A 19,033-nucleotide genomic window follows, 5' to 3' on the forward strand; every position below is an offset into this window, starting at 1 on the left:
CGCGTTTCAGATGATATAATTTACTACCACGCGAGATGATGCACCAGCGAGAGATCCCAGGCCGTTGCCAATAGCGAAAGAAACATAATCACATTGACCACTGTTTCAAGACGTTTTTCCATCGTTGCTTCTCCTGAGCCTGTTTCCCCTGTTATAGCGGGAAAAGCTTAACAACCTCTTACCGCTTCAGGACTCAAGCGTGATCCTGTAGCGTACGTAATCGTCAGCCGGGGTAAACTCATCATACAGATGACGGGCGGGATTATCACGGCGCGTATGCCAGTACAGCCGCGACCAGCCTTTGTCCGCCCCTTCGCTTTGCAGCGACTTAATCATGGTTCTGGCAATACCCTGTCCACGGAAGGCGGGATCGACAAACAGATCCTCCAGATAGCAGATCGGCGTGGTAACCCAGGTTCCCTCATGAAGAACACAGATAGCGAAGCCGACCAGCGCATCATCCACCACCGCGACTCTTCCCAATACAGACGAGTTTACATCCAGCATCCGCTGCCAGGTGCATTCGGTCACCTCTTCCGGCTGCGGGCTACCGTAAAAACGAGTGTAGCCTTGCCAAAGCTGAAGCCATTCGGCTTTGTCGTGGGGCCGTACTTCCCGGATATCGATGACCATGAGAGTTTCCTTACAGATGAATGCATTAGCCTGCGAATATTGGCAGGAGATATGAGTTGAGGTCATTATTTTCCTGCGCAGATATTTGTTCAAGCGCTTCGGCCATAATTCTCCTGCTGTTCGGAACGATTTGGCACTAAAAAGCCGTATGCAGAGGAGCCACTGACCGGCTGTTACAGGTTAGTATAATAGTATGTTGTAACTAATAAAAATCCTGCACAACCCGGCCGCAGCCGGGTGTATAGATGGACTATCAGCAAAGAGGTTTGACGGCGTCGCGCATACCGCAGGTCAGGATAGCGTCAAGGTCGGCAGTCACCAGCTCCACCAGCCCCGGGGTCTGGCTCAGATCCTGCTGCCAGTGATCCGCCACGCTGAGCACGGCGGTGACCAGCTCGCGAGTGCTCATCTGGCCATCGCGATGGCGGGCCCACAGCGTTTGATAGCGCGATATCCAGTCGGCGTCATCCTGTACTGGATAGCTCTCACCATCCCGCTCTCCCCGGTAAAAGGCGATCAGCGCCGCCAGGGCAAAGGTCAGACGCGGCGGCAGCGCGCCATGCGCTTTCTGCCCCGCCAGCAGCTGCGGCAGAATACGGGTGCGGTACTTGGTCATGCCGTTGAGCGCAATCGAGAGCAGCTGATGTTTAATATAGGGATTACGGAAGCGCCCTGTCACGGCGCTGGCGAATGACACCAGCTCATCGCGCGGCAGATCCAGCACCGGAATAATCTCGTCATAAATCGCCTTTTCGACAAACGCGCAAATCTCCGCGTCGTTCATCGCCTCACCCACGGTGTCGATCCCGGCCAGGAAGGCCACCGGCACCAGCGCGGTGTGCGCCCCGTTAAGGATCGCCACTTTGCGTTCTTTATACGGCTTAATATCGTCCACAATGCGCACATTCAGCGGCAGTTTATCGAGACGCAGCTCGGCCTCCAGCGAGGCAGGTCCCTGGATAACGAACAGGTAGAAATGCTCAGCGGTATCAAGGAAAGCATCTTTATAGCCGGTCTGCGCCTCGAGAGCCGCCACTTCATCACGCGGATAGCCGGTCACAATGCGATCCACCAGCGTCGAACAGAAGGTATTCGCTGAGGTCAGCCAGGTGATAAATGCCTGCGGCAGTTCCCATTCGCTAGCATAGCGCAGCACCAGCGCCTGCAGCGCCTCGCCGTTATAATCGATCAGCTCGCAGGGAATAATCACCCATCCCTTGTCGGCCGCACCGGCGAAATGCTGGTAACGCTCAAACAACAGACGGGTCAGTTTCGCCGGATAACTGACCGGCGGCGCGTCGTCAAACCGATCCCCGGCATGGTAGCTGATGCCCGCCTCGGTGGTGTTGGAGAAGACAAACCGCATCTCCGGGTTATGCGCCAGGCGTAAAAAAGCGTCGAAGTCTGCGTAAGCGCTGATCTCCCGGTTGACCGAGCGGATAAGACGCGCATCGCTGACCGCTTCGCCCTGCTCGTTCAGGCCGCGAATAATAGTCGTGTACAGGCCATCCTGGGTGTTCAGCGAAGGCGGAAAATCTGTGGCGATAGGCCGCACGACCACGATGCCCGCATTCAGGTCGGTATGCTCGTTGAGCAGGTCGATCTGCCAGTCAACGAATGCGCGCAGGAAGTTACCTTCCCCAAACTGGATGATACGGTCAGGGTACTGCGCGCCGGGGAAATCACGACGGTTTAAAGTTTTCACAATGGGTTCCCTCTAATAGTAGTCATACAACCTGAGTAATTGGTCCAATAAGTTATCAGGTTTTGCTACCAGTGAAACCCTGTTTTGATCAAAGCAATCTGCAATAGCGGCCGTCAGGGCAGAAACTTATAGAATAGTGAGGTGGCAGTCATTTCGCCGTCGGGCATCAGCGCATAGCGCGGAATTTCCCCCACTTTTTCCCAGCCGCAGCGGGCATAGAACTGTTCCGCCCCGCTGCCGGTCGCCGTGTCCAGCACCAGCACCGTCTTCCTTTCCCGCCGGGCAATGCGCTCCAGTTCGCTCATTAACGCCTGGGCGATCCCCTGGCGGCGGACATTTTGGTGAACCAATAATTTGGCGACATCCGCTCGATGGGGCTGGTTTTCCGGTTGACTGGTGATAAGTTGCACGGTGCCAACGGGACGTTCTTCCGCGTCGAAGGCGGCCAGCACAATGCGCTCACCGGCCGCCACGCTGTCGGCAGTGCGTTGCCAGAACGTTATCGCCGTTTGCGGCGCGAAAGGCAGCATAAAGCTCACCGAGGCGCCGCCGTTGACGCAGCTTGCCAGGATCTCGCTTAATGCCGGGAGGTGATGGAGAATATCGTCACGCGAGAGCGTGCGCAGTGAAAAGGATGTGGTCATAAAAGCTCCCTGTTATCGACCACATCACTATGTTTTTAACCAAAAATTAGCACAAGTAGGATCCCGATAGGATTTTCTTATGGCGCGCTTTCGGTCAGCGTCGGCATACAAATTTGGTTACGACCGCTCTGTTTGGCTTTCACCATCTCATCGTCCGCCGCCAACAGCAGCTGGTTAAACAGCTCGGTGATGCGGGCGTGGCCTACCTCGCGCGTCTCCAGTCCCAGACTGATGGTCAGGTGGATCGGGTTCTGGCCCAGGCCGAAAGGCTGCGACTCCACCCCGTGCCGGATCTTTTCCGCCAGCAAATAGCCCTGCTGGGCGCTGTCGACGACGGCGGCCACCGCAAACTCTTCGCCGCCGATACGGGCCACCATCCCCTGCTCACCCACCAGCTGTCGAACCTGCTGGGCAAACTGGGTCAGCACGCAATCGCCGCCTTCATGGCCCAGAGCATCATTCACCCGTTTGAAGCCATCGATATCCAGCACCATCACCGTCAGCAGCTTATCCGCCGGCAGCGTCTGACGCTTCAACGCTTCGCTCAGTCCGGAACGGGAATAGACGCGGGTCTGAAAGTCAAAATCGGCGCGCAGGGCCAGCTGCTTCACCAGCGTGTTAATCGCTTCGACACTGGATGCGACAATCACCGGGCTAATCAGCATGGCGGCAATTCCGAGGCGGGTGGAGAACAGCTGCCACGGCTGCATTCGCGCATCTGGCGAAAAGTGAATTAACGAATTAGCGACCAGCAGTATTTCGCCGATGCCAGTGAGAAAAGTCAGCAGACAGGTCAGCGGCAGCGGATAGCGTACAGCGCACCAGATCAAAGCCGGTAACGGGAAGGTAATGCTGCCCGCGCCGCCTACCGCCACGCCAAGCGCAATTGACAGGACCAGCGCCAGCACCGGCAGCAGCTGGCGAAAGCGAAAACCGCTTAATGCCGAAGGCAGCGTCAGGGTCAGAATAAAGGGCAGGATTAATACCGCCGTCGAGAACTGTTCGCTAAACCAGTCCGCCAGCTGGGGAACGAAGGTGGCGCGTTCAACATCCACCGACCCCAGCGCGCCGACCGCTGCGCACAGTAAGGCGGCTAACAGGCAGAAACAGAATAAATTAAGCGCGTTTATCGGGCCCGGCATGGAGTCGGCGCGACGTTTATCCCACAGCACCAGCTGCGCCAGCGTCACAATAAAGACAATATTGGAAAAGTTAATCAGCAATGAGGCAAAGCCCATTCCCCAGCGCGAGGTTAATCCGTCATAGACCAGCATTGCCGCAAAACAGACGGCATAAAAATAGCTGCGGTTAAGCCATACATAGCGTGCAAAAATCCCGGCCATCACTGCATTGAGCGGCCAGAAGAAAGAGAGCTCCTGCACCAGACGCAGCATAGCGCCAAGAAAATGCAGCAGTAGCGTTAACGTAAATAAGACCAATGCATCGCGCACGGGTTGTTCTTCACGAAACAGCGTAAATGACCGAATCGACAGTGAAGACATTCAGTAATTATCCGTCTAATTGTTTCAGGAAATTATTATGTTAATAGTTAGTTAGCGGATTATCATAACATGAGAATATTTATCAGGCATACTCCGGCGCCGATCAAATGCAAATTAGCGCACAGACGGCGCATTCATTTGTAGCACCAGCCAGCGGTGGATGACCTGCACGATATAGTCCTGCTCCGGCTCGCTCAGCGCGCGGCCGTGGGGAATGGCATGCCATTTTTCCAGGCAGCCGCGACAGCAGGTAGCGGTCGCGTGCTGGGCGATAAACACCGGGTGACCGCGCATCGGCGTCTGCTTGCCATCATTGATCGGCGCAGCGGGCGCCAGCCGCTGGCGAATAAAGTCTGCGGCATGCCGATCGATGATCTCCGGTCCCTTATCGAGACAATATTGCCGCTCTTTCCCCCCCAGACGGAAGCGTGAGCGAAACGTCGAGCGCGCCAGGCGCGCAAACAAGCGATCCTGATCAACCATCAGAACACCGACCTCCCCATCCGCTGAGTCAGTTTTTCCAGCATCGCCACGCCGGCCAGCGAGTTCCCGGCGTCGTCAAGCTCCGGGCTCCACACGGCGATCGCCATCTCCTGCGGGACAATCGCCACGATCCCGCCGCCGACGCCCGATTTCGCCGGCAGGCCAACGCGCCAGGCGAATTCACCGGCGTTCTGGTACATGCCGCTGGTCATCATCAGGGCATTCACCTGGCGGGACTGGATGGGCGCAATAACCGGCGCGTCGAGATGCGGGGCAATGCCGCGGTCGGCGAGAAACAGAAAGGTTCGCGCCAGCTCAACGCAGCTCATCTCCAGCGAACAGTAATGGAAATAGTTCTGCAGCACGGTGGCGACGTCGTTATGGAAGTTACCAAAGGATTTCATCAGCCAGGCGATGGCGGCGTTGCGCGCCGAATGCTCAAACTCTGAGCGAGCCACCACCGGATCGTAGGTGATATCGGCCACGCCGCTCAGACGGCGGACAATCTCCAGCATCCGCTGACGCGGGGCGCTGAGCCGGCTCTGCAGCATGTCGCAGACCACCAGTGCCCCGGCGTTGATAAACGGGTTGCGCGGTTTGCCCTGCTCGATCTCCAGCTGCAGAAGCGAGTTAAAGGGCTGGCCGGAAGGATCTTTCCCCACCCGCTGCCAGATCTCCTCCTCCTGATAGTGGTTCATGGCCACCACCAGGCTCAATACCTTGGAGATTGACTGGATGGAAAAACGTTCATGGGCATCGCCAGCGGCAAAGTGCTGACCGTCCACCGTACTGATCGCGATACCAAGCTTGTCGCCGCTGACGCTGGCCAGCGCCGGAATATAATCCGCCACTTTTCCGCGGCCAATCAGCGGCCTGATTTCTGCCAGAATGGCTTCCAGCATTGCATTATTGATAACCGTCGCCACACGCGGCTCCTTGCCCACCATCAAAATTCGGTGGGCGAGTATAGCAGACGTGGACGACGGTCGTCAGGGGCTAACGTTGATTAGCGACGGTCTTTCCAGACGGTCTGCGCATTACAGAACTCGTGCAGGCCAAAATGCGACAGCTCGCGGCCAAAACCGCTCTTCTTCACGCCGCCGAAGGCCACGCGGGCGTCGCTGGCGCAGTAGCCATTGAGGAAGACGCCGCCGCACTCCAGCTCGCGGGCAAAGCGCTGGGCCTGCGCCTCGTCGGTGGTATAGACCGTGGCGGACAGGCCAAACTCGCTGTCGTTGGCGAGGGCCAGTGCATGGTCAGCGTCGCGAGCGGTGGTCAGGGTTGCTACCGGACCAAACAGCTCCTGACGAAAGCCGGTCATCCCGGCGGTGACGTTGCCCAGCACCGTTGGCGCATAGTAGTTGCCCGCCCCTTCGATTTTTTCCGCGCCCAGCAGCAGAGTCGCTCCTTCATCAAGGGTCGCCGTTACCTGCTGGTGCAGTTCATCGCGTAAATCGAACCGCGCCATCGGTCCGACGTAGTTTTGCTCATCGCGCGGGTCGCCCATCTTCAGCGCTGCCACGGCGTCGACAAATTTGCGGGTGAAGGCCTCGGCAATGCCGGCTTCGAGAATAAAGCGTTTCGACGCCGCACACACCTGGCCGCTGTTCTGATAGCGGCCGGTGACGGCGGCTTTTACCGCTTCATCGAGATCGGCATCGTTGAGCACGATAAAGGGATCGGATCCCCCCAGCTCAAGCACGCATTTCTTCAGCGCCGCGCCCGCCTGGGCGCCAATCGCCTTCCCGGCGCGGACGCTGCCGGTGACGGTCACCGCCGCGATGCGGTCGTCATTGATAATCTGCGAAACGCCGTCATTAGTGGCGTTCACCCAACCAAATACACCATCCGGCAGGCCGGCGGCGGCAAAAATTTCGCCCAGCAGACGGGCGCTGCCCATCACGTTCGGGGCATGCTTCAGCAGATAGCTGTTGCCGGCCAGCAGGATCGGCACCGCGCCGCGCATCACCTGCCAGACCGGGAAGTTCCACGGCATCACCGCCAGTATGGCGCCCAGTGGACGATACTCTATTACCGCCTGGTTATTTTCCACCAGGGTAGCTTCCGTCGCCAGCATCGCCGGGCCGTGTTCAGCGTACCAGTCGCAGAGGTTGGCCGATTTCGCCACCTCGCCGCGCGCCTGAGCGATCGGCTTGCCCATCTCAAGGGTGATCATCTGGGCCACCTCTTCACCGCGGGCGCGCAGCGCGGCCCCGATGCGGCGCAGGGCGTCGGCGCGGTCGGCAAGCGGCGTCTGACGCCACTGGCGATAGCCCGCCGCGGCGAGCGCGATGGCCGCGTCGACCTCGCGTTCGCTGGCCCACGGCAGCGAGGAGACCACCTCACCGGTAGTCGGATTGACGGAGACGGCGTGCGTTGCAGATAAATTCATCATTATTCTCTCTCGTTGCTTGCGAAGTGTCCGTATTCTGGCTTACCTTTCCATTCATTGAAAATGAATAATATTAAGCAACACATTCACAAAAGAAGAATATCATGGACCTGACTCAGCTAGAGATGTTTAACGCTGTCGCCAGCACCGGCAGCATTACCCAGGCGGCGCAGAGAGTGCATCGCGTGCCGTCCAACCTCACCACCCGCATCCGCCAGCTGGAGGCCGACCTCGGCGTTGAGCTGTTTATCCGCGAGAACCAGCGCCTGCGCCTGTCGCCTGCGGGACACAGCTTTTTGCGCTATAGCCAGCAGATCCTCGCCCTGGTGGACGAGGCGCGAATGGTGGTGGCGGGCGACGAACCCCAGGGGCTGTTTTCACTTGGTTCGCTGGAGAGCACCGCGGCGGTACGGATCCCCAGCACTCTGGCCCACTTTAATCAGCGCTACCCGAAAATTCATCTGGCGCTCTCAACCGGCCCTTCCGGGACGATGATCGACGGCGTACTGGAGGGCGCCCTGAGCGCCGCGTTTGTCGACGGCCCGCTGGTGCATCCGGGCCTGGAGGGGCTGCCGGTGTTCCCTGAAGAGATGATGATCGTCGCCCCCTACGGCCACGCACCCATCACCCGCGCCAGCGAAGTGAACGGGGCCAACGTCTACGCCTTTCGCGCCAACTGTTCCTATCGCCGGCATTTTGAGAGCTGGTTTCATGCCGACAGAGCGACCCCGGGCAGGATCCACGAGATGGAGTCTTACCACGGGATGCTGGCCTGCGTCATCGCCGGCGCCGGCCTGGCGTTGATCCCGCGCAGCATGCTGGAGAGTATGCCCGGCCATCAGCAGGTTTCCGCCTGGCCGCTGGCCGAAGAGTGGCGCTGGCTCACCACCTGGCTGGTGTGGCGCCGGGGCGCCAAAACCCGCCAGCTGGAGGCGTTTATAGCGCTGCTGAACGAAGATCGGCAAACAGTGGTTTCTCCATAAACACGCTGAGCGGATCGGGTTGATACGGCGCAAACGCGCAGCGGCTCTGGTAGCCGTTGCGCGTGTAGAGGGCGATGGCCGCATGCTGATGGATACCGGTCTCCAGGCGCAGGGTATGGCAGTCGCGCTGACGCGCTTTCGCTTCCAGCGCCGCCAGCAGCTTTTCTCCCAGCTGCTGGCCGCGGTGCTGAGGATCGATATAGACCCGCTTCATCTCGCCAAAGCCTTCCTCACTGAGGACAATAGCCCCGCAGCCAACGGCCTCGCCCTGCGGGCTGCGGATCGCCAGGGCGATGACCGTCTGCGGCGGCAGCTGGCTAAGGTCCAGCAGGTGGTTGCTCTCCGCCGGGTAGAGGGTCTCCTGCCAGGCGTCGAGGGCGGCAATCAGGGCGATAAATTCGGCGTCGGTAGGGGCGATGTCGGTGATGGTGTACATAGGTGAGCTCCTTTTTTACCCCACTGTAGCGCGGCCGGCGGCTTTTCCCGACATAGCATTAACTTATATTGCCGCCCGCCTATTGCGCTAACCAACTGAAACACAGTAATTTTATCCCCTGCTGTTCGTACTTGAGATCTGAATATGCACACCAAAGCCCGTAAAGTGATGATTATTGGCGCCGGCAATGTCGGCGCGTCGGCGGCCTACGCCCTGCTCAACCAGAGCATTTGCGAGGAGCTGATCCTCGTCGACCTTAACCAACAGCGCGCTGAGGCCCACGCTCAGGACCTGAGCGACGCCGCGGCCTACTTGCCGGGGATGATGACCATCTCCACCCGCGAGGCCAGCGACTGCGCCGATGTCGATATCGCGGTGATCACCGTCTCCGGCGGCGCGCTGCGCCCCGGCCAGAGCCGGCTGGATGAACTAACCTCCACCGCGAAGATTGTGAAGAGCATTGTGCCGACGATGATGGCCAACGGATTTAACGGCATCTTTCTGGTGGCCACCAACCCCTGCGACATCATCACCTGGCAGGTATGGCAGCTTTCCGGCCTGCCGCGCAGCCAGGTGCTGGGCACCGGCGTCTGGCTGGATACCACCCGCCTGCGTCGCCTGCTGGCGCAGGAACTGGAGATTGGCGCCCAGAGCATCGACGCCTTTATCCTCGGCGAGCATGGCGATACCCAGTTTCCGGTGTGGTCGCACTCCTCGGTATATGGCACGCCAATCGCCGACCTCTACCAGCAGCGCACCGGCCTGCCGCTCGATCGCGAGGCGATGGCTGACAAAGTGCGCAAGCTGGGATTTGAGATCTACGCGGGTAAAGGTTGCACCGAATATGGCGTGGCAGGGACCATCGCCGAGATCTGCCGCAATATCTTCACCGGCAGCCACCGCGCGCTGGCGGTCTCCTGCATTCTTGACGGCGAGTACGGGGTCAGCGGCGCGGCGGCTGGGGTGCCGGCGGTGCTGGCCCAGGGTGGCGTGAAGCAGATCATTGAACTGCAGCTGGCCGGCGAAGAGCAGGCGAAGTTCAGCCAGTCGATCGCGGTGATCAAGGCCAATATCGCCCGTCTGCCCTGACGGCAGCCTGCGAGTCAGTCGGCAATGATCAGCTGCGGGGAAAGGGTCTCCAGCGCCTCGCGGGTTTTATCCGGCAGGTGGGCGTCGGTCACGATATCGGTCAACGACGCCAGCGGAGCGATGTTGAACAGTGACCAGGCGCCGTATTTGGAGCTGTCCGCCAGCAGGATACGCCGCCGGGCATTGGCCATCAGATCGCGCTTCAGGGCGGCCTTTTCCTCCGTCGGGGCGGTGATCCCCTTCTCAAGGTCCCAGCCGTTGCAGCTGACGAAGGCGAGATCGGGCCAGATGGTCTGCAGCAGGCGGCGGCCGTGATCGCCGATGCACGACTGGCTGCTGTCATCGATGCGCCCGCCGATAATCGTCACTTCGATCTGCTTAAATTCCGATAGGAACAGCGCGATATGTAAATCGCTGGTGATCACCCGCAGCGGCAGATGGGTGATCTGCCGCGCCAGCTCAATCATGGTGGTGCCGGCGTCAAGCACAATGGCGTCGCCGGCTTTCACCAGCGCTGCCGCCGCACTGGCGATAGCCTGCTTCTCAAGCGGACTGCGCTGGGCTTTCTCCAGCGTCGTCGGCTGGGAAGGAATAAACCGGTTCAGCGTCACCCCGCCGTGCGTTCGGCTGATCACCCCTTCTTGATCGAGTTTGATCAGGTCGCGGCGAATGGTGGCCGGCGAGGCGTTGGTCGCCGCCACCAGCTGGTCGACTGTCACCAGATTATGGCTTTTCAGGAAGTCCATAATCTGCTCTAACCGGTTATATCCCTTCATGTTATTCCTGCGCGATGTGCATGGCGAGCTCAATGGAGGTTGCCATGCTCTCAGACTTCGCTTTACCTGTCCAGGCAATATCAAACGCAGTGCCATGATCCGCGGAGGTACGGATAAACGGCAGCCCGGCGGTAATATTCACCCCGTCATAGAATCCCAGCAGCTTCAGCGGAATATGCCCCTGGTCGTGATACATCGCCACCACCATGTCGTACATGCCTTCGTGACACTGCATAAACACCGTGTCCGGCGGACAGGGGCCGGTCACCTCCACTCCCTTCGCCCGCATGGCGGCGACCGCCGGGGCGACGATACGGATCTCTTCATCGCCAAACAGGCCGTTCTCCCCGGCGTGCGGGTTAACGCCGGCGACCGCGATGCGCGGACGTGGATAGCCGACGCGGCGCAGAAAGCGATCCGCCACGCCAATCACCGTCTCAATCCGCGGCTGGTTGAGGGTATCGAGGAACTGGCGCAAGGAAATATGGGTAGTGATATGGATAACCTTAAGCTTCTCGGTATAGAGCACCATGGCGTAATCGGTAGTCTGCGTCAGGTGGGCCAGCAGTTCGGTATGGCCGGGATAAGCGTGCCCGGCGAGATGCAGCGCCTCTTTATTCAGCGGCGCGGTAGCGATGGCCGCGACCGCGCCCTCCAGCGCCAGCGCGGTCGCCCGCCTGATGCAGCGAAACGCGAGATCCCCTGCCTGGGCCTGGACTTCGCCAGGGCGCAGCCCCTGCGGGTCGCTGAGTGGTTCATCAATGACGTTGATGGTCGCTGGGGAGAAACTCGCCTCGGCGGGATGGTTAATAATGCGCAGCTCCGCCCGCGGTGTGATATTTAGCGCCAGGATCCGCCGCAGCGTCTGCGCGCAGCCCACCACCACCACCGGCGCGCCGCTCAGCGCCCCCTCGGCGAGGGATTTGATAATAATCTCCGGACCAATCCCTGCCGGGTCGCCCATTGTCACTGCAATCATCTTAGACACTCAGTTTCTCCTCAATAAAATTCACAACATGTAATAGCGTGGTGTCGGTGCCGAATCCTCCGGCTTTGGTCATCACCGGCCGCGACCAGCGGCCGCCGAGAAAATGCCCGTATGGAACGCACTCCGCCACCCGGCCGCGGATCTGAAACCCTGTGGCGCCGAGCGCGTGCGCGACGGCGATAGCCACATCGCCGCCGGAAAGATACAGCGCGCCAGGGGAAGACTGCGCCACCGCCTGCGCCGTGACGTCGGCAAGCCAGGCGCAGATGTGCTCCCCGTAGGCGGCGCGGCTGAGGCCGCGTTCACGGCACCGGGCTTCAATCCCGTGCCGGACGGCGTGATTCGGGCGGGTGGTCACCACGCAGTGCTGGCCCTCGCGCAGTGCCCCGGCGATCCGTGAAGCTTCCTCCTTTGGCGATCCGCTAAAGGCCTGTTCGACATCAATTTCAATCACCCGTACTCGGGAATGGACCTGCAGCGCAGCAACCTGACGCTGCGCCATCTCGCTCATCGAACCGACCACCGCCAGCAGCGGGCCCTGCTCGCTGCGGCGCAGGCGGCGAGCCAGCGCCTCGCAGAGACCCGCCGAGCCGACCAGCAGGGTCTCCCGCGCATGGGGCGCAACGGCGTCGATCACCTGGTCCAGATGGCTGTCTTCCCAGGCGTCGACAATCAACACTCGCTTCTCCTCGCCCGCCGTCGCTAATGCCGCCGGAAGCTGGCCAGCGTTCAGGGTCAGACAGGGAAGACGGCTCTGCATGGCGATAATTTCGCTAATCTCCGCCCGGCTCACCGGCGTTTTCGGATCGCTGGCAAATTCGGTCTGATCGAGGGGCACACCATGCACATAGCAGCGCCCGTCCCGGGTATGCCGCCCGGCTGCCGGATAAGCCGGGGCCACCACCGCCATCCGGCAGCCTTGCGCCGCCATCATTGCCTCCAGTTCGCCGCCGGGATTACCGCGCAGCGTGGAGTCAATCTTCTTTACCTGCCAGTGCGGGACGAATGTCGCCGCGCCGCGCAGCAGAGCGGCGACCTTGTCCGCCGCCGCCGCGGCGCTCATCGCCCGGCTGTCGCTGTTGAGAATTAATGCCCGGGCGGTTGATGGCTGTCCGGCGGTGAAGGCCACTTCCACCGACATACCCGCCTCCGCCAGGCTGACCCCGGCGTCATTGGCCCCGGTAAAGTCATCCGCCAGCACCAGCACTCTGTTATTGCCGTCGTTCATTGTCCTGCCTTGTAGTCGATAAAATCTTAAATTGATTATATTCAATCATATTTGATTAAATGTGAGCAAGCTCAAGTTATTAAGCTGCCGTATAAATTATAACTTTTCCCCATCAGACGAGTGGCAAGATTTATGAATGATTGAATTCAATCAATTACTACCAAGGAGAAACGCGTGGCGACGATACACAGCACAATCATCAGCGGGGCTGGCGCCTCATCGGCCCTGCTCCCGCTGCTGGCCGGTAAAACCTCAATCCTGCTGGTGACCGACAAGAACGTCGGGGCGCTGGAGGCAACCCAGGCGATTCATCGCCTGCTGGCGGCTGAAGGGCGGGAAGTTGAGGTCATTGACAGCGTGCCAGCTGAGCCCAACCATCACGATGTTACGCAGATCGTCAGCCAGCTGGGCGCCAGCCAGCCGCAGATGGTCGTTGGTATCGGCGGGGGGAGCGTACTGGATGTAGCAAAACTGCTGTCAGTACTTCTGCACCCTGAGGCGCCCTCGCTGACGGCCCTGCTGGCAGGCGAGCAGCCGCAACGACGAATTTGCTCATTGTTAATCCCGGCCACCGCGGGCACCGGATCCGAAGCAACGCCGAACGCCATTCTGGCGATCCCCGAGCAGCAGACGAAGGTGGGGATCATCTCCCCGGTGCTGCTTCCGGACTATGTCGCCCTGCTGCCGGAGCTGACCACCAGCATGCCGCCCAGCATCGCGGCGTCGACCGGAATCGATGCTCTGTGTCATCTGCTGGAGTGCTTTACCTCCACCGTCGCCAACCCGGTGAGCGATAACGCGGCGTTAATCGGTTTACACAAGCTGGTACGCCATATCGAGCGTTCGGTAAATCAGCCGCAGGATCTGACGGCGAAGCTGGAGATGCTCTGGGCCTCGTGGTACGGCGGCGCAGCGATCAACTATGCCGGCACTCACCTGGTGCATGCGCTCTCCTATCCGCTTGGCGGTACCTGGCACCTGCCGCACGGGGTGGCCAACGCCATTCTGCTGGCGCCCTGCATGCGGGTGGTCCGCCCTCACGCGGTGGCGAAGTTCGCTCAAGTCTGGGACCTGATCCCCGATGCAGATCGCACGCTCAGCGCGGAAGAGAAATCCCATGCGCTGGTCGCATGGCTGGCGGCGCTGGTCAAACGACTGCCGCTGCCGGACAACCTGGCCGCGCTAGGCGTGCCTCAGGAGAGTATTTCCGCCCTCAGCGCAGCGGCGCAAAACGTCAAACGCCTGATGAACAATGCCCCATGCAGCGTCAGCCGCGAAGAGATCGCGGCCATCTACCAAACGCTGTATCCAGAACATGCCTAACAGGAGAAAGTTAAATGAGGAAAGCTATTAGCGGCGTACTCACCGCCATTGTCACTCCCTTTACCGCCGAGGGAGCGCTTAACCTGCCGGCGCTACGCCAGCAGGTGCAGCGCCAGCTCGCCGCAGGCAACGGTATTTTCTGCGGCGGCACCAACGGCGAGTTTTTTGTCCTCAATGAGGAAGAGAAGATCGCCATCGCCAGAACCTGCGTGGAAGAGGCGGCCGGTCGCGCGCCGGTGGTGGCCCATATTGGGGAGGTTTCCACCCGGGAGACGCGCCGGCTGGGCCAGCAGATCGCCCGCCTCGGAGTTGACGCGGTATCGGCCATTACCCCGTGGTTCGTGCCCTTGAAGCAGGAAGAGCTGATTAACCACTATACGGCGATCGCCGACGCGCTGAGCGTCCCGCTCTTTCTTTACAACATTCCCGCCCGCACCGGGAACACTATTGCCCCGGAGACCGCGCGCCAGCTGGCCCGCCACGAGAATATCGTCGGCATTAAGGATAGCGCCGGCAGCTACGACAGCCTGAAAGGCTTTCTCGACGCGGTGCGCGATATCGACGGTTTCGACGTTCTGAACGGACCGGACTCGCTTATCCATCAGGGATTTGTCGACGGCTGCTCGGCCTGCATCTCGGGGCTTGCTAACGTCGCCCCCGCTGAAATTAACGCCATCTGGTCGCGCTTTCACGCCGGGGATATCGCCGGATCGCGCCAGGCCCAGGAGCAGGTAACGGGCCTGCGCACCGATCTGTATAAAGTGGCGTTCTCGCCTGCGGCGGTGAAGAAAGCCCTGCAGCTAATGGGTCACGAGGTGGGCGACAGCCGCTACGCGGTGCAGTTTAGTGACCACCAGCTGCAGCAGATACGCGACATCATCGCTCGTTATTTAGCGTAATACTTGCTGCGCTTTTTTAATAAAACAGACCGGGTACCGCCGTGCCCAGGATTCGTACGCCCAGAGAGAGGCTAAGATGAATCATTTTACCGCTGAAGATACCTTTATTATTGTCGGCATTGTTATTGCCTATATTCTGTTTACCACCTGGCTGACATTCCGTATTCGTAGTAAAAATTCCGGGGATTTTATGGAAGGCTCGCGCGCCATGCCGGCCTTTATTGTCGGTATATTACTGATGTCAGAATATATTGGCGCCAAATCGACCATCGGTACTGCCCAGGCCGCCTTTGAGAGCGGAATTGCCGCCTCGTGGTCCGTGCTGGGGGCAGCCATCGGCTTTCCGCTGTTCGGTTTAATCCTGGTGAAACGCATCTATAACACCGGAAAAATCACCATTTCCGGCGCCATCGCTGAAAAATATGGCAACAGTACCAAAAATATTATCTCCCTGATTATGATTTATGCGCTGCTGCTGGTTAACGTGGGCAATTACGTCAGCGGTGCCGCAGCCATCTCCACCGTATTAAAAGTGAATTTACCGGTAGCCGCCTTTATTACCGCCATTGTGAGTACCTTTTATTTCGCGTTCGGCGGCATGAAGGGCGTCGCCTGGGTCACCATGTTACACAGCGCGTTGAAATACGCCGGTCTGCTGATCATTCTGGGTTTTGCCCTGTCCAAAACCGGCGGCTTCTCGCCGATGATGGAGAAGATGCCGGATTATTACTGGACATGGGATGGCAACATTGGTGCTGGCACGATCTTCGCCTGGCTCATCGGCACTATCGGCTCCATTTTTTGCACCCAGTTTGTCATTCAGGCCATTAGCTCAACCAAAGACGTTCGGTCAGCGAAACGCTCCACCTGGATCGCCTTCTTTTTCTGCCTGCCTATCGCCTTTGCCATCGCCATTATCGGCGTCGCGGCGAAATACCTGCATCCCGAGATCAACAGCCTGTATGCCCTCCCGGTCTTTCTGCAGGACATGAACCCGTGGCTGGCAGGTCTGGTGACAACGTCACTTGTGGCATCGATTTTCGTCAGCGTAAGTACCGTAGCCCTGGCCATTGCCTCGCTGGTGGTGAAGGATTTTTACGTACCATGGCGCAACCCAACGCCGGACCAGGAATTCAGAGCCACACGCTGGGCGTCGCTAATTATCGGCTTCCTGCCGCTGATCTTTGTGCTGCTGGTACCGGAGGTGCTGAAACTCTCCTTCTTTACCCGCGCCATTCGCCTCTCCATTACCGTGGTGGCGGTCATCGCCTTCTATGCCCCCTTCTTCAGAAGCACTCGGGGCGCGAATGCCGGCCTGATCGGCGCCTGTGTGGTGACGTCCGTCTGGTATTTACTCGGCGACCCGTTCGGCATCAATAACATGTATGTCGCCCTGGCGACCCCGGCCATCATCATGGTGATTGACCGCCTGATCCCAAATAAATCACAACCATCCCCCGCCCCAGTTGAGCAACGTGGAGTATAAAACATGACCGTAATTCCGCCTTTTGACGGCGTCATTCGCCAACACCAGCAAGATGAACACATCGCATGGGCAATGCTTCCCTGCGCCTGCCCGCAGAACCATGCCGCCAATCTGCTGCCGCTGGATGACGGCAGCCTGATGTGCGTCTGGTTTGGCGGCTCCCAGGAGGGAAAAGCCGATATTTCTATCTGGGGATCGCGGTTAGCCCCCGGCAGTGACCGCTGGAGTGAGGCGGTCAAGCTATCTGATGACCCAGACCGCTCAGAACAAAACCCGGTGCTGTTTCAGGCGCCCGATAACGTGCTGTGGCTGTTGTGGACAGCGCAATTTGCCGGAAACCAGGATACCGCCATTGTGCGCTACCGCCTCTCCCACGATGGCGGACGAAGCTGGGGGGCCATCGATACGCTGCTGGATCAGCCGGGTACCTTTATTCGCCAGCCAATAAGCGTTATGTCTGACGGCAACTGGCTGCTGCCGGTCTTTTACTGCCGTACCGAACCCGGCGAGAAATGGGTGGGTAACAATGACGTCAGCGCGGTGAAGATCTCTTCAGACTGCGGAAAAAGCTGGCGTGACGTGGCGGTCCCGGAGAGCCTGGGTTGTGTCCATATGAGTATCACTCCGCTTCCGGACGGCAGACTGGCAGCCTTCTTCCGCAGCCGCTGGGCGGATCATATCTGGTTCAGCCAGTCCAGCGACCAGGGAGAGAGCTGGTCTGCGCCGGTACCGACGACGCTTCCGAACAACAACTCGTCCATTCAGGCGACCCCCCTGGACAATGGTGAACTGGCGCTGGTGTTCAATAATATGAGCGCCGCCGGCGCCACGGAACGCCGCGCCTCGCTGTATGATGAAATTGCTGACGACGATGGCCGTAGGGAGCCGGAAGCGACCGGGAAAAGCGCCTTCTGGGGCGCACCACGCGCGCCGATGACCGTCGCTATTTCAGCCGATGGTGGTGAAAGCTGGCCGTGGCTGCGCAATCTCGATGAGGGTGACGGCTACTGCATGACCAATAATTCGGAGCAGAAGCTGAACCGGGAGTTCTCCTACCCCAGCATCAAACAGGGAGCAGACGGTAATTTGCATATCGCCTACACCTGGTATCGCCAGGCGATCAAGTATGTTCGTGTCTCGCCACAGTGGGTAAAAGGAGAAAGCGCATGATTATCGGTAATCTGCAGGCGCTGCAGCAGGCTGGTCTGCCGCCGGCGTTAAAGCAGCTATTGAGCAGCGAGGCCTGTTCGCTGGCCGCCCTCAGTGCCAGAGAGAATGGCCGCTTCCAGCCCGACGATGCGCCGTGGTTCTGCACCCTCAGCGTGGTGCAAACCCAGCCTGCGGCCGAGCGGCATACGGAATATCATCGCCAGTGGGCGGATGTTCAGGTCATCCTGGCCGGCGAGGAGCGCATCCAGGCGGGCATGGCTCCCGCGATGCGCCCGGAAGATCATGAGCTTAAGCCCGACCTCTATATATGTCAGCCGGCCCCGGAGAGTGTCTCTATTCTGCTGCGTCCCGGCGACTTCGCGGTCTTTTACCCCGGCGAACCGCACCAGGCGCTGTGTGCGGTTTCGACGCCAGCGCCGGTCAGAAAGGCAGTATTCAAAATCCCCGCTGAGATGCTGGAGGCGCGATGAAGCGGGCAATGGTAACCGGGGCCAGCTCCGGGATCGGCGCCGCAGTGGTGAGGCAGTTGCTGGCGGACGGCTGGCAGGTGATCGGCATGAGCCGTTCGCTGCCGCCCTTCTCACAGCCGAACTTTCGCCATCTGATGGTCGACGTCAGCCAACGCAGCGCGCTGCTGGCGGCGCTGGAGCAGATTGAGCCCCCTCAGGCCATCATTCACGCCGCGGGTTCAATGGCGGCCGCCACCCTGGGTAATCTGGACCCTCAGCGCAGCGAGTCGTTGTGGCGTTTACACGTCGATGCTGCTCAGACATTGGTCAATCACTTCGCCCCGACCATGGGGCCAGGCGGGAGGATCGTTCTGCTGGGAAGCCGTACGTCACGAGGCGCCGCTGGTCGCTCGCAGTATGCGGCCACCAAAGCCGCGCTGGTCGCTCTCGCCAGGAGCTGGGCGGCAGAGCTGGCGCCTGCCGGGGTGACGGTCAACGTCGTGGCCCCCGGCGCAACCGATACGCCGATGCTTCATCAGCCAGGCAGAGAAAGTTCCCCGCCGCGGCTTCCGCCGCTTGGGCGACTCATTACTCCGCAGGAAGTGGTCTCTCTGGTGAGCTGGTTGCTGAGCGAGGGCGCATCGGCGATGACCGGACAGGAGCTGGTGATGTGTGGCGGCGCATCGCTGGGCTGATGCTATGTCGCACCCGGGGAGCGGAAGTAGATTACCGCTCCCCGGGGCGACGCGGGGGCGATGATTAACGCAGGTAAACCGTTCCGCGCATATAGGTGGTGGCCTGGCCGCTAATCAGCACACGGTCGCCCTGCCACTGGCAGCGCAGGTCG

Annotated in this window: 19 protein-coding genes and 1 pseudogene; 8 read left to right on the forward strand and 12 right to left on the reverse strand. The window is 59.9% G+C overall.

Translation table 11 applies throughout. The features are described 5' to 3' along the window. Positions 1 to 186 precede the first annotated feature (186 nt). The 7 genes from HMPREF9538_RS12545 to sad all read right to left on the reverse strand — a co-directional run bounded on the left by HMPREF9538_RS12545 (position 187) and on the right by sad (position 7,362). Positions 187 to 633, reverse strand: a complete 447-nt coding sequence (locus HMPREF9538_RS12545; protein WP_020316708.1) for a GNAT family N-acetyltransferase — start codon at positions 631 to 633, stop codon at positions 187 to 189. A gap of 253 nt (positions 634 to 886) precedes the next feature. Further along, on the reverse strand, positions 887 to 2,338 hold the full coding sequence (locus HMPREF9538_RS12540) for a tagaturonate reductase (RefSeq protein WP_009485264.1): 1,452 nt from the start codon (positions 2,336 to 2,338) through the stop codon (positions 887 to 889). A 113-nt stretch (positions 2,339 to 2,451) separates the two neighbouring features. Then, the gene (locus tag HMPREF9538_RS12535) at positions 2,452 to 2,982 is read right to left on the reverse strand and encodes a GNAT family N-acetyltransferase (protein WP_002904601.1); all 531 of its coding nucleotides are present in this window, start codon (positions 2,980 to 2,982) and stop codon (positions 2,452 to 2,454) included. Positions 2,983 to 3,059: 77 nt separating this feature from the next. Next, entirely contained in the window at positions 3,060 to 4,484 is a 1,425-nt protein-coding gene (locus HMPREF9538_RS12530) for a GGDEF domain-containing protein (protein WP_004148352.1), read from the reverse strand. A gap of 114 nt (positions 4,485 to 4,598) precedes the next feature. Further along, positions 4,599 to 4,967, reverse strand: a complete 369-nt coding sequence (locus HMPREF9538_RS12525; protein WP_004190206.1) for a DUF4186 domain-containing protein — start codon at positions 4,965 to 4,967, stop codon at positions 4,599 to 4,601. Continuing rightward, positions 4,967 to 5,893, reverse strand: a complete 927-nt coding sequence (gene glsB / locus HMPREF9538_RS12520; RefSeq protein WP_020316710.1) for a glutaminase B — start codon at positions 5,891 to 5,893, stop codon at positions 4,967 to 4,969. The genes HMPREF9538_RS12525 and glsB overlap by 1 nt, the downstream gene beginning before the upstream one ends. An 80-nt stretch (positions 5,894 to 5,973) precedes the next feature. Then, positions 5,974 to 7,362 carry a succinate-semialdehyde dehydrogenase gene (gene sad, locus HMPREF9538_RS12515; RefSeq protein WP_004179780.1) on the reverse strand — a complete coding sequence of 463 codons (1,389 nt, stop codon included), beginning with the start codon at positions 7,360 to 7,362 and terminating at the stop codon, positions 5,974 to 5,976. 101 nt (positions 7,363 to 7,463) lie between these two features. Here sad and ptrR point away from each other — a divergent pair, with 101 nt between their 5' ends. After that, on the forward strand, positions 7,464 to 8,342 hold the full coding sequence (ptrR, locus tag HMPREF9538_RS12510; protein WP_004143535.1) for a putrescine utilization regulator PtrR: 879 nt from the start codon (positions 7,464 to 7,466) through the stop codon (positions 8,340 to 8,342). On the opposite strand, the gene HMPREF9538_RS12505 is transcribed toward ptrR, so the two are convergent. Further along, positions 8,296 to 8,778 carry a GNAT family N-acetyltransferase gene (locus HMPREF9538_RS12505; protein ID WP_009308907.1) on the reverse strand — a complete coding sequence of 161 codons (483 nt, stop codon included), beginning with the start codon at positions 8,776 to 8,778 and terminating at the stop codon, positions 8,296 to 8,298. The two genes, ptrR and HMPREF9538_RS12505, sit on opposite strands and share 47 nt — an antisense overlap. 144 nt (positions 8,779 to 8,922) lie before the next feature. On the opposite strand from HMPREF9538_RS12505, the gene HMPREF9538_RS12500 reads away from it, so the two are divergent. Beyond that, complete coding sequence (locus tag HMPREF9538_RS12500; RefSeq protein WP_002904491.1) at positions 8,923 to 9,867, forward strand: L-lactate dehydrogenase; 945 nt, start codon at positions 8,923 to 8,925, stop codon at positions 9,865 to 9,867. Positions 9,868 to 9,881: 14 nt separating this feature from the next. Here HMPREF9538_RS12500 and HMPREF9538_RS12495 read toward each other — a convergent pair whose 3' ends face one another. The 3 genes from HMPREF9538_RS12495 to dtnK are packed head-to-tail and all read right to left on the reverse strand — an operon-like array spanning position 9,882 to position 12,859. Further along, complete coding sequence (locus tag HMPREF9538_RS12495; RefSeq protein ID WP_002904489.1) at positions 9,882 to 10,643, reverse strand: DeoR/GlpR family DNA-binding transcription regulator; 762 nt, start codon at positions 10,641 to 10,643, stop codon at positions 9,882 to 9,884. 1 nt (position 10,644) lies between these two features. Then, complete coding sequence (locus HMPREF9538_RS12490) at positions 10,645 to 11,631, reverse strand: D-threonate 4-phosphate dehydrogenase (RefSeq protein WP_016532445.1); 987 nt, start codon at positions 11,629 to 11,631, stop codon at positions 10,645 to 10,647. Further along, positions 11,624 to 12,859, reverse strand: coding sequence for a D-threonate kinase (gene dtnK / locus HMPREF9538_RS12485; protein ID WP_009485267.1), 1,236 nt, complete (start codon positions 12,857 to 12,859; stop codon positions 11,624 to 11,626). Before dtnK ends, HMPREF9538_RS12490 begins: the two co-directional genes overlap by 8 nt. Before the next feature lie 174 nt (positions 12,860 to 13,033). On the opposite strand from dtnK, the gene HMPREF9538_RS12480 reads away from it, so the two are divergent. The 6 genes from HMPREF9538_RS12480 to HMPREF9538_RS12455 all read left to right on the forward strand — a co-directional run bounded on the left by HMPREF9538_RS12480 (position 13,034) and on the right by HMPREF9538_RS12455 (position 18,881). Next, positions 13,034 to 14,182 carry an iron-containing alcohol dehydrogenase gene (locus HMPREF9538_RS12480; protein ID WP_004183982.1) on the forward strand — a complete coding sequence of 383 codons (1,149 nt, stop codon included), beginning with the start codon at positions 13,034 to 13,036 and terminating at the stop codon, positions 14,180 to 14,182. Positions 14,183 to 14,196: 14 nt separating this feature from the next. After that, on the forward strand, positions 14,197 to 15,081 hold the full coding sequence (locus HMPREF9538_RS12475; protein ID WP_009485268.1) for a dihydrodipicolinate synthase family protein: 885 nt from the start codon (positions 14,197 to 14,199) through the stop codon (positions 15,079 to 15,081). A 76-nt stretch (positions 15,082 to 15,157) separates the two neighbouring features. Next, a complete protein-coding gene (locus HMPREF9538_RS12470) occupies positions 15,158 to 16,567 on the forward strand; it encodes a sodium:solute symporter family protein (protein ID WP_004151621.1) in 1,410 nt (469 codons plus the stop codon). Positions 16,568 to 16,570: 3 nt separating this feature from the next. Next, positions 16,571 to 17,737 carry a sialidase family protein gene (locus HMPREF9538_RS12465; protein ID WP_004183980.1) on the forward strand — a complete coding sequence of 389 codons (1,167 nt, stop codon included), beginning with the start codon at positions 16,571 to 16,573 and terminating at the stop codon, positions 17,735 to 17,737. After that, positions 17,734 to 18,207: a YhcH/YjgK/YiaL family protein gene (locus HMPREF9538_RS12460; RefSeq protein ID WP_004190215.1), complete on the forward strand. Its 474-nt coding sequence runs from the start codon at positions 17,734 to 17,736 to the stop codon at positions 18,205 to 18,207. Before HMPREF9538_RS12465 ends, HMPREF9538_RS12460 begins: the two co-directional genes overlap by 4 nt. Then, positions 18,204 to 18,881 carry an SDR family NAD(P)-dependent oxidoreductase gene (locus HMPREF9538_RS12455; RefSeq protein WP_004183978.1) on the forward strand — a complete coding sequence of 226 codons (678 nt, stop codon included), beginning with the start codon at positions 18,204 to 18,206 and terminating at the stop codon, positions 18,879 to 18,881. Before HMPREF9538_RS12460 ends, HMPREF9538_RS12455 begins: the two co-directional genes overlap by 4 nt. A gap of 64 nt (positions 18,882 to 18,945) precedes the next feature. On the opposite strand, the pseudogene HMPREF9538_RS31630 reads toward HMPREF9538_RS12455, so the two are convergent. After that, positions 18,946 to 19,033, reverse strand: a pseudogene (locus tag HMPREF9538_RS31630) (isomerase); the annotation flags it as partial.

Source organism: Klebsiella sp. MS 92-3, from assembly GCF_000195655.1.
Taxonomy (GTDB): Bacteria; Pseudomonadota; Gammaproteobacteria; order Enterobacterales; family Enterobacteriaceae; genus Klebsiella; species Klebsiella pneumoniae.

What these genes read in the sequence shown, in the direction of transcription:
- dtnK (WP_009485267.1), bottom strand. Translation starts at nt 12,859, where the DNA reads ATGAACGACGGCAATAACAGAGTGCTGGTGCTGGCGGATGACTTTACC.
- HMPREF9538_RS12535 (WP_002904601.1), bottom strand. Translation starts at nt 2,982, where the DNA reads ATGACCACATCCTTTTCACTGCGCACGCTCTCGCGTGACGATATTCTC.
- HMPREF9538_RS12470 (WP_004151621.1), top strand. Translation starts at nt 15,158, where the DNA reads ATGAATCATTTTACCGCTGAAGATACCTTTATTATTGTCGGCATTGTT.
- HMPREF9538_RS12475 (WP_009485268.1), top strand. Translation starts at nt 14,197, where the DNA reads ATGAGGAAAGCTATTAGCGGCGTACTCACCGCCATTGTCACTCCCTTT.
- ptrR (WP_004143535.1), top strand. Translation starts at nt 7,464, where the DNA reads ATGGACCTGACTCAGCTAGAGATGTTTAACGCTGTCGCCAGCACCGGC.
- HMPREF9538_RS12465 (WP_004183980.1), top strand. Translation starts at nt 16,571, where the DNA reads ATGACCGTAATTCCGCCTTTTGACGGCGTCATTCGCCAACACCAGCAA.
- sad (WP_004179780.1), bottom strand. Translation starts at nt 7,362, where the DNA reads ATGATGAATTTATCTGCAACGCACGCCGTCTCCGTCAATCCGACTACC.
- HMPREF9538_RS12455 (WP_004183978.1), top strand. Translation starts at nt 18,204, where the DNA reads ATGAAGCGGGCAATGGTAACCGGGGCCAGCTCCGGGATCGGCGCCGCA.
- HMPREF9538_RS12500 (WP_002904491.1), top strand. Translation starts at nt 8,923, where the DNA reads ATGCACACCAAAGCCCGTAAAGTGATGATTATTGGCGCCGGCAATGTC.
- HMPREF9538_RS12460 (WP_004190215.1), top strand. Translation starts at nt 17,734, where the DNA reads ATGATTATCGGTAATCTGCAGGCGCTGCAGCAGGCTGGTCTGCCGCCG.
- HMPREF9538_RS12530 (WP_004148352.1), bottom strand. Translation starts at nt 4,484, where the DNA reads ATGTCTTCACTGTCGATTCGGTCATTTACGCTGTTTCGTGAAGAACAA.
- HMPREF9538_RS12525 (WP_004190206.1), bottom strand. Translation starts at nt 4,967, where the DNA reads ATGGTTGATCAGGATCGCTTGTTTGCGCGCCTGGCGCGCTCGACGTTT.
- HMPREF9538_RS12505 (WP_009308907.1), bottom strand. Translation starts at nt 8,778, where the DNA reads ATGTACACCATCACCGACATCGCCCCTACCGACGCCGAATTTATCGCC.
- HMPREF9538_RS12495 (WP_002904489.1), bottom strand. Translation starts at nt 10,643, where the DNA reads ATGAAGGGATATAACCGGTTAGAGCAGATTATGGACTTCCTGAAAAGC.
- HMPREF9538_RS12545 (WP_020316708.1), bottom strand. Translation starts at nt 633, where the DNA reads ATGGTCATCGATATCCGGGAAGTACGGCCCCACGACAAAGCCGAATGG.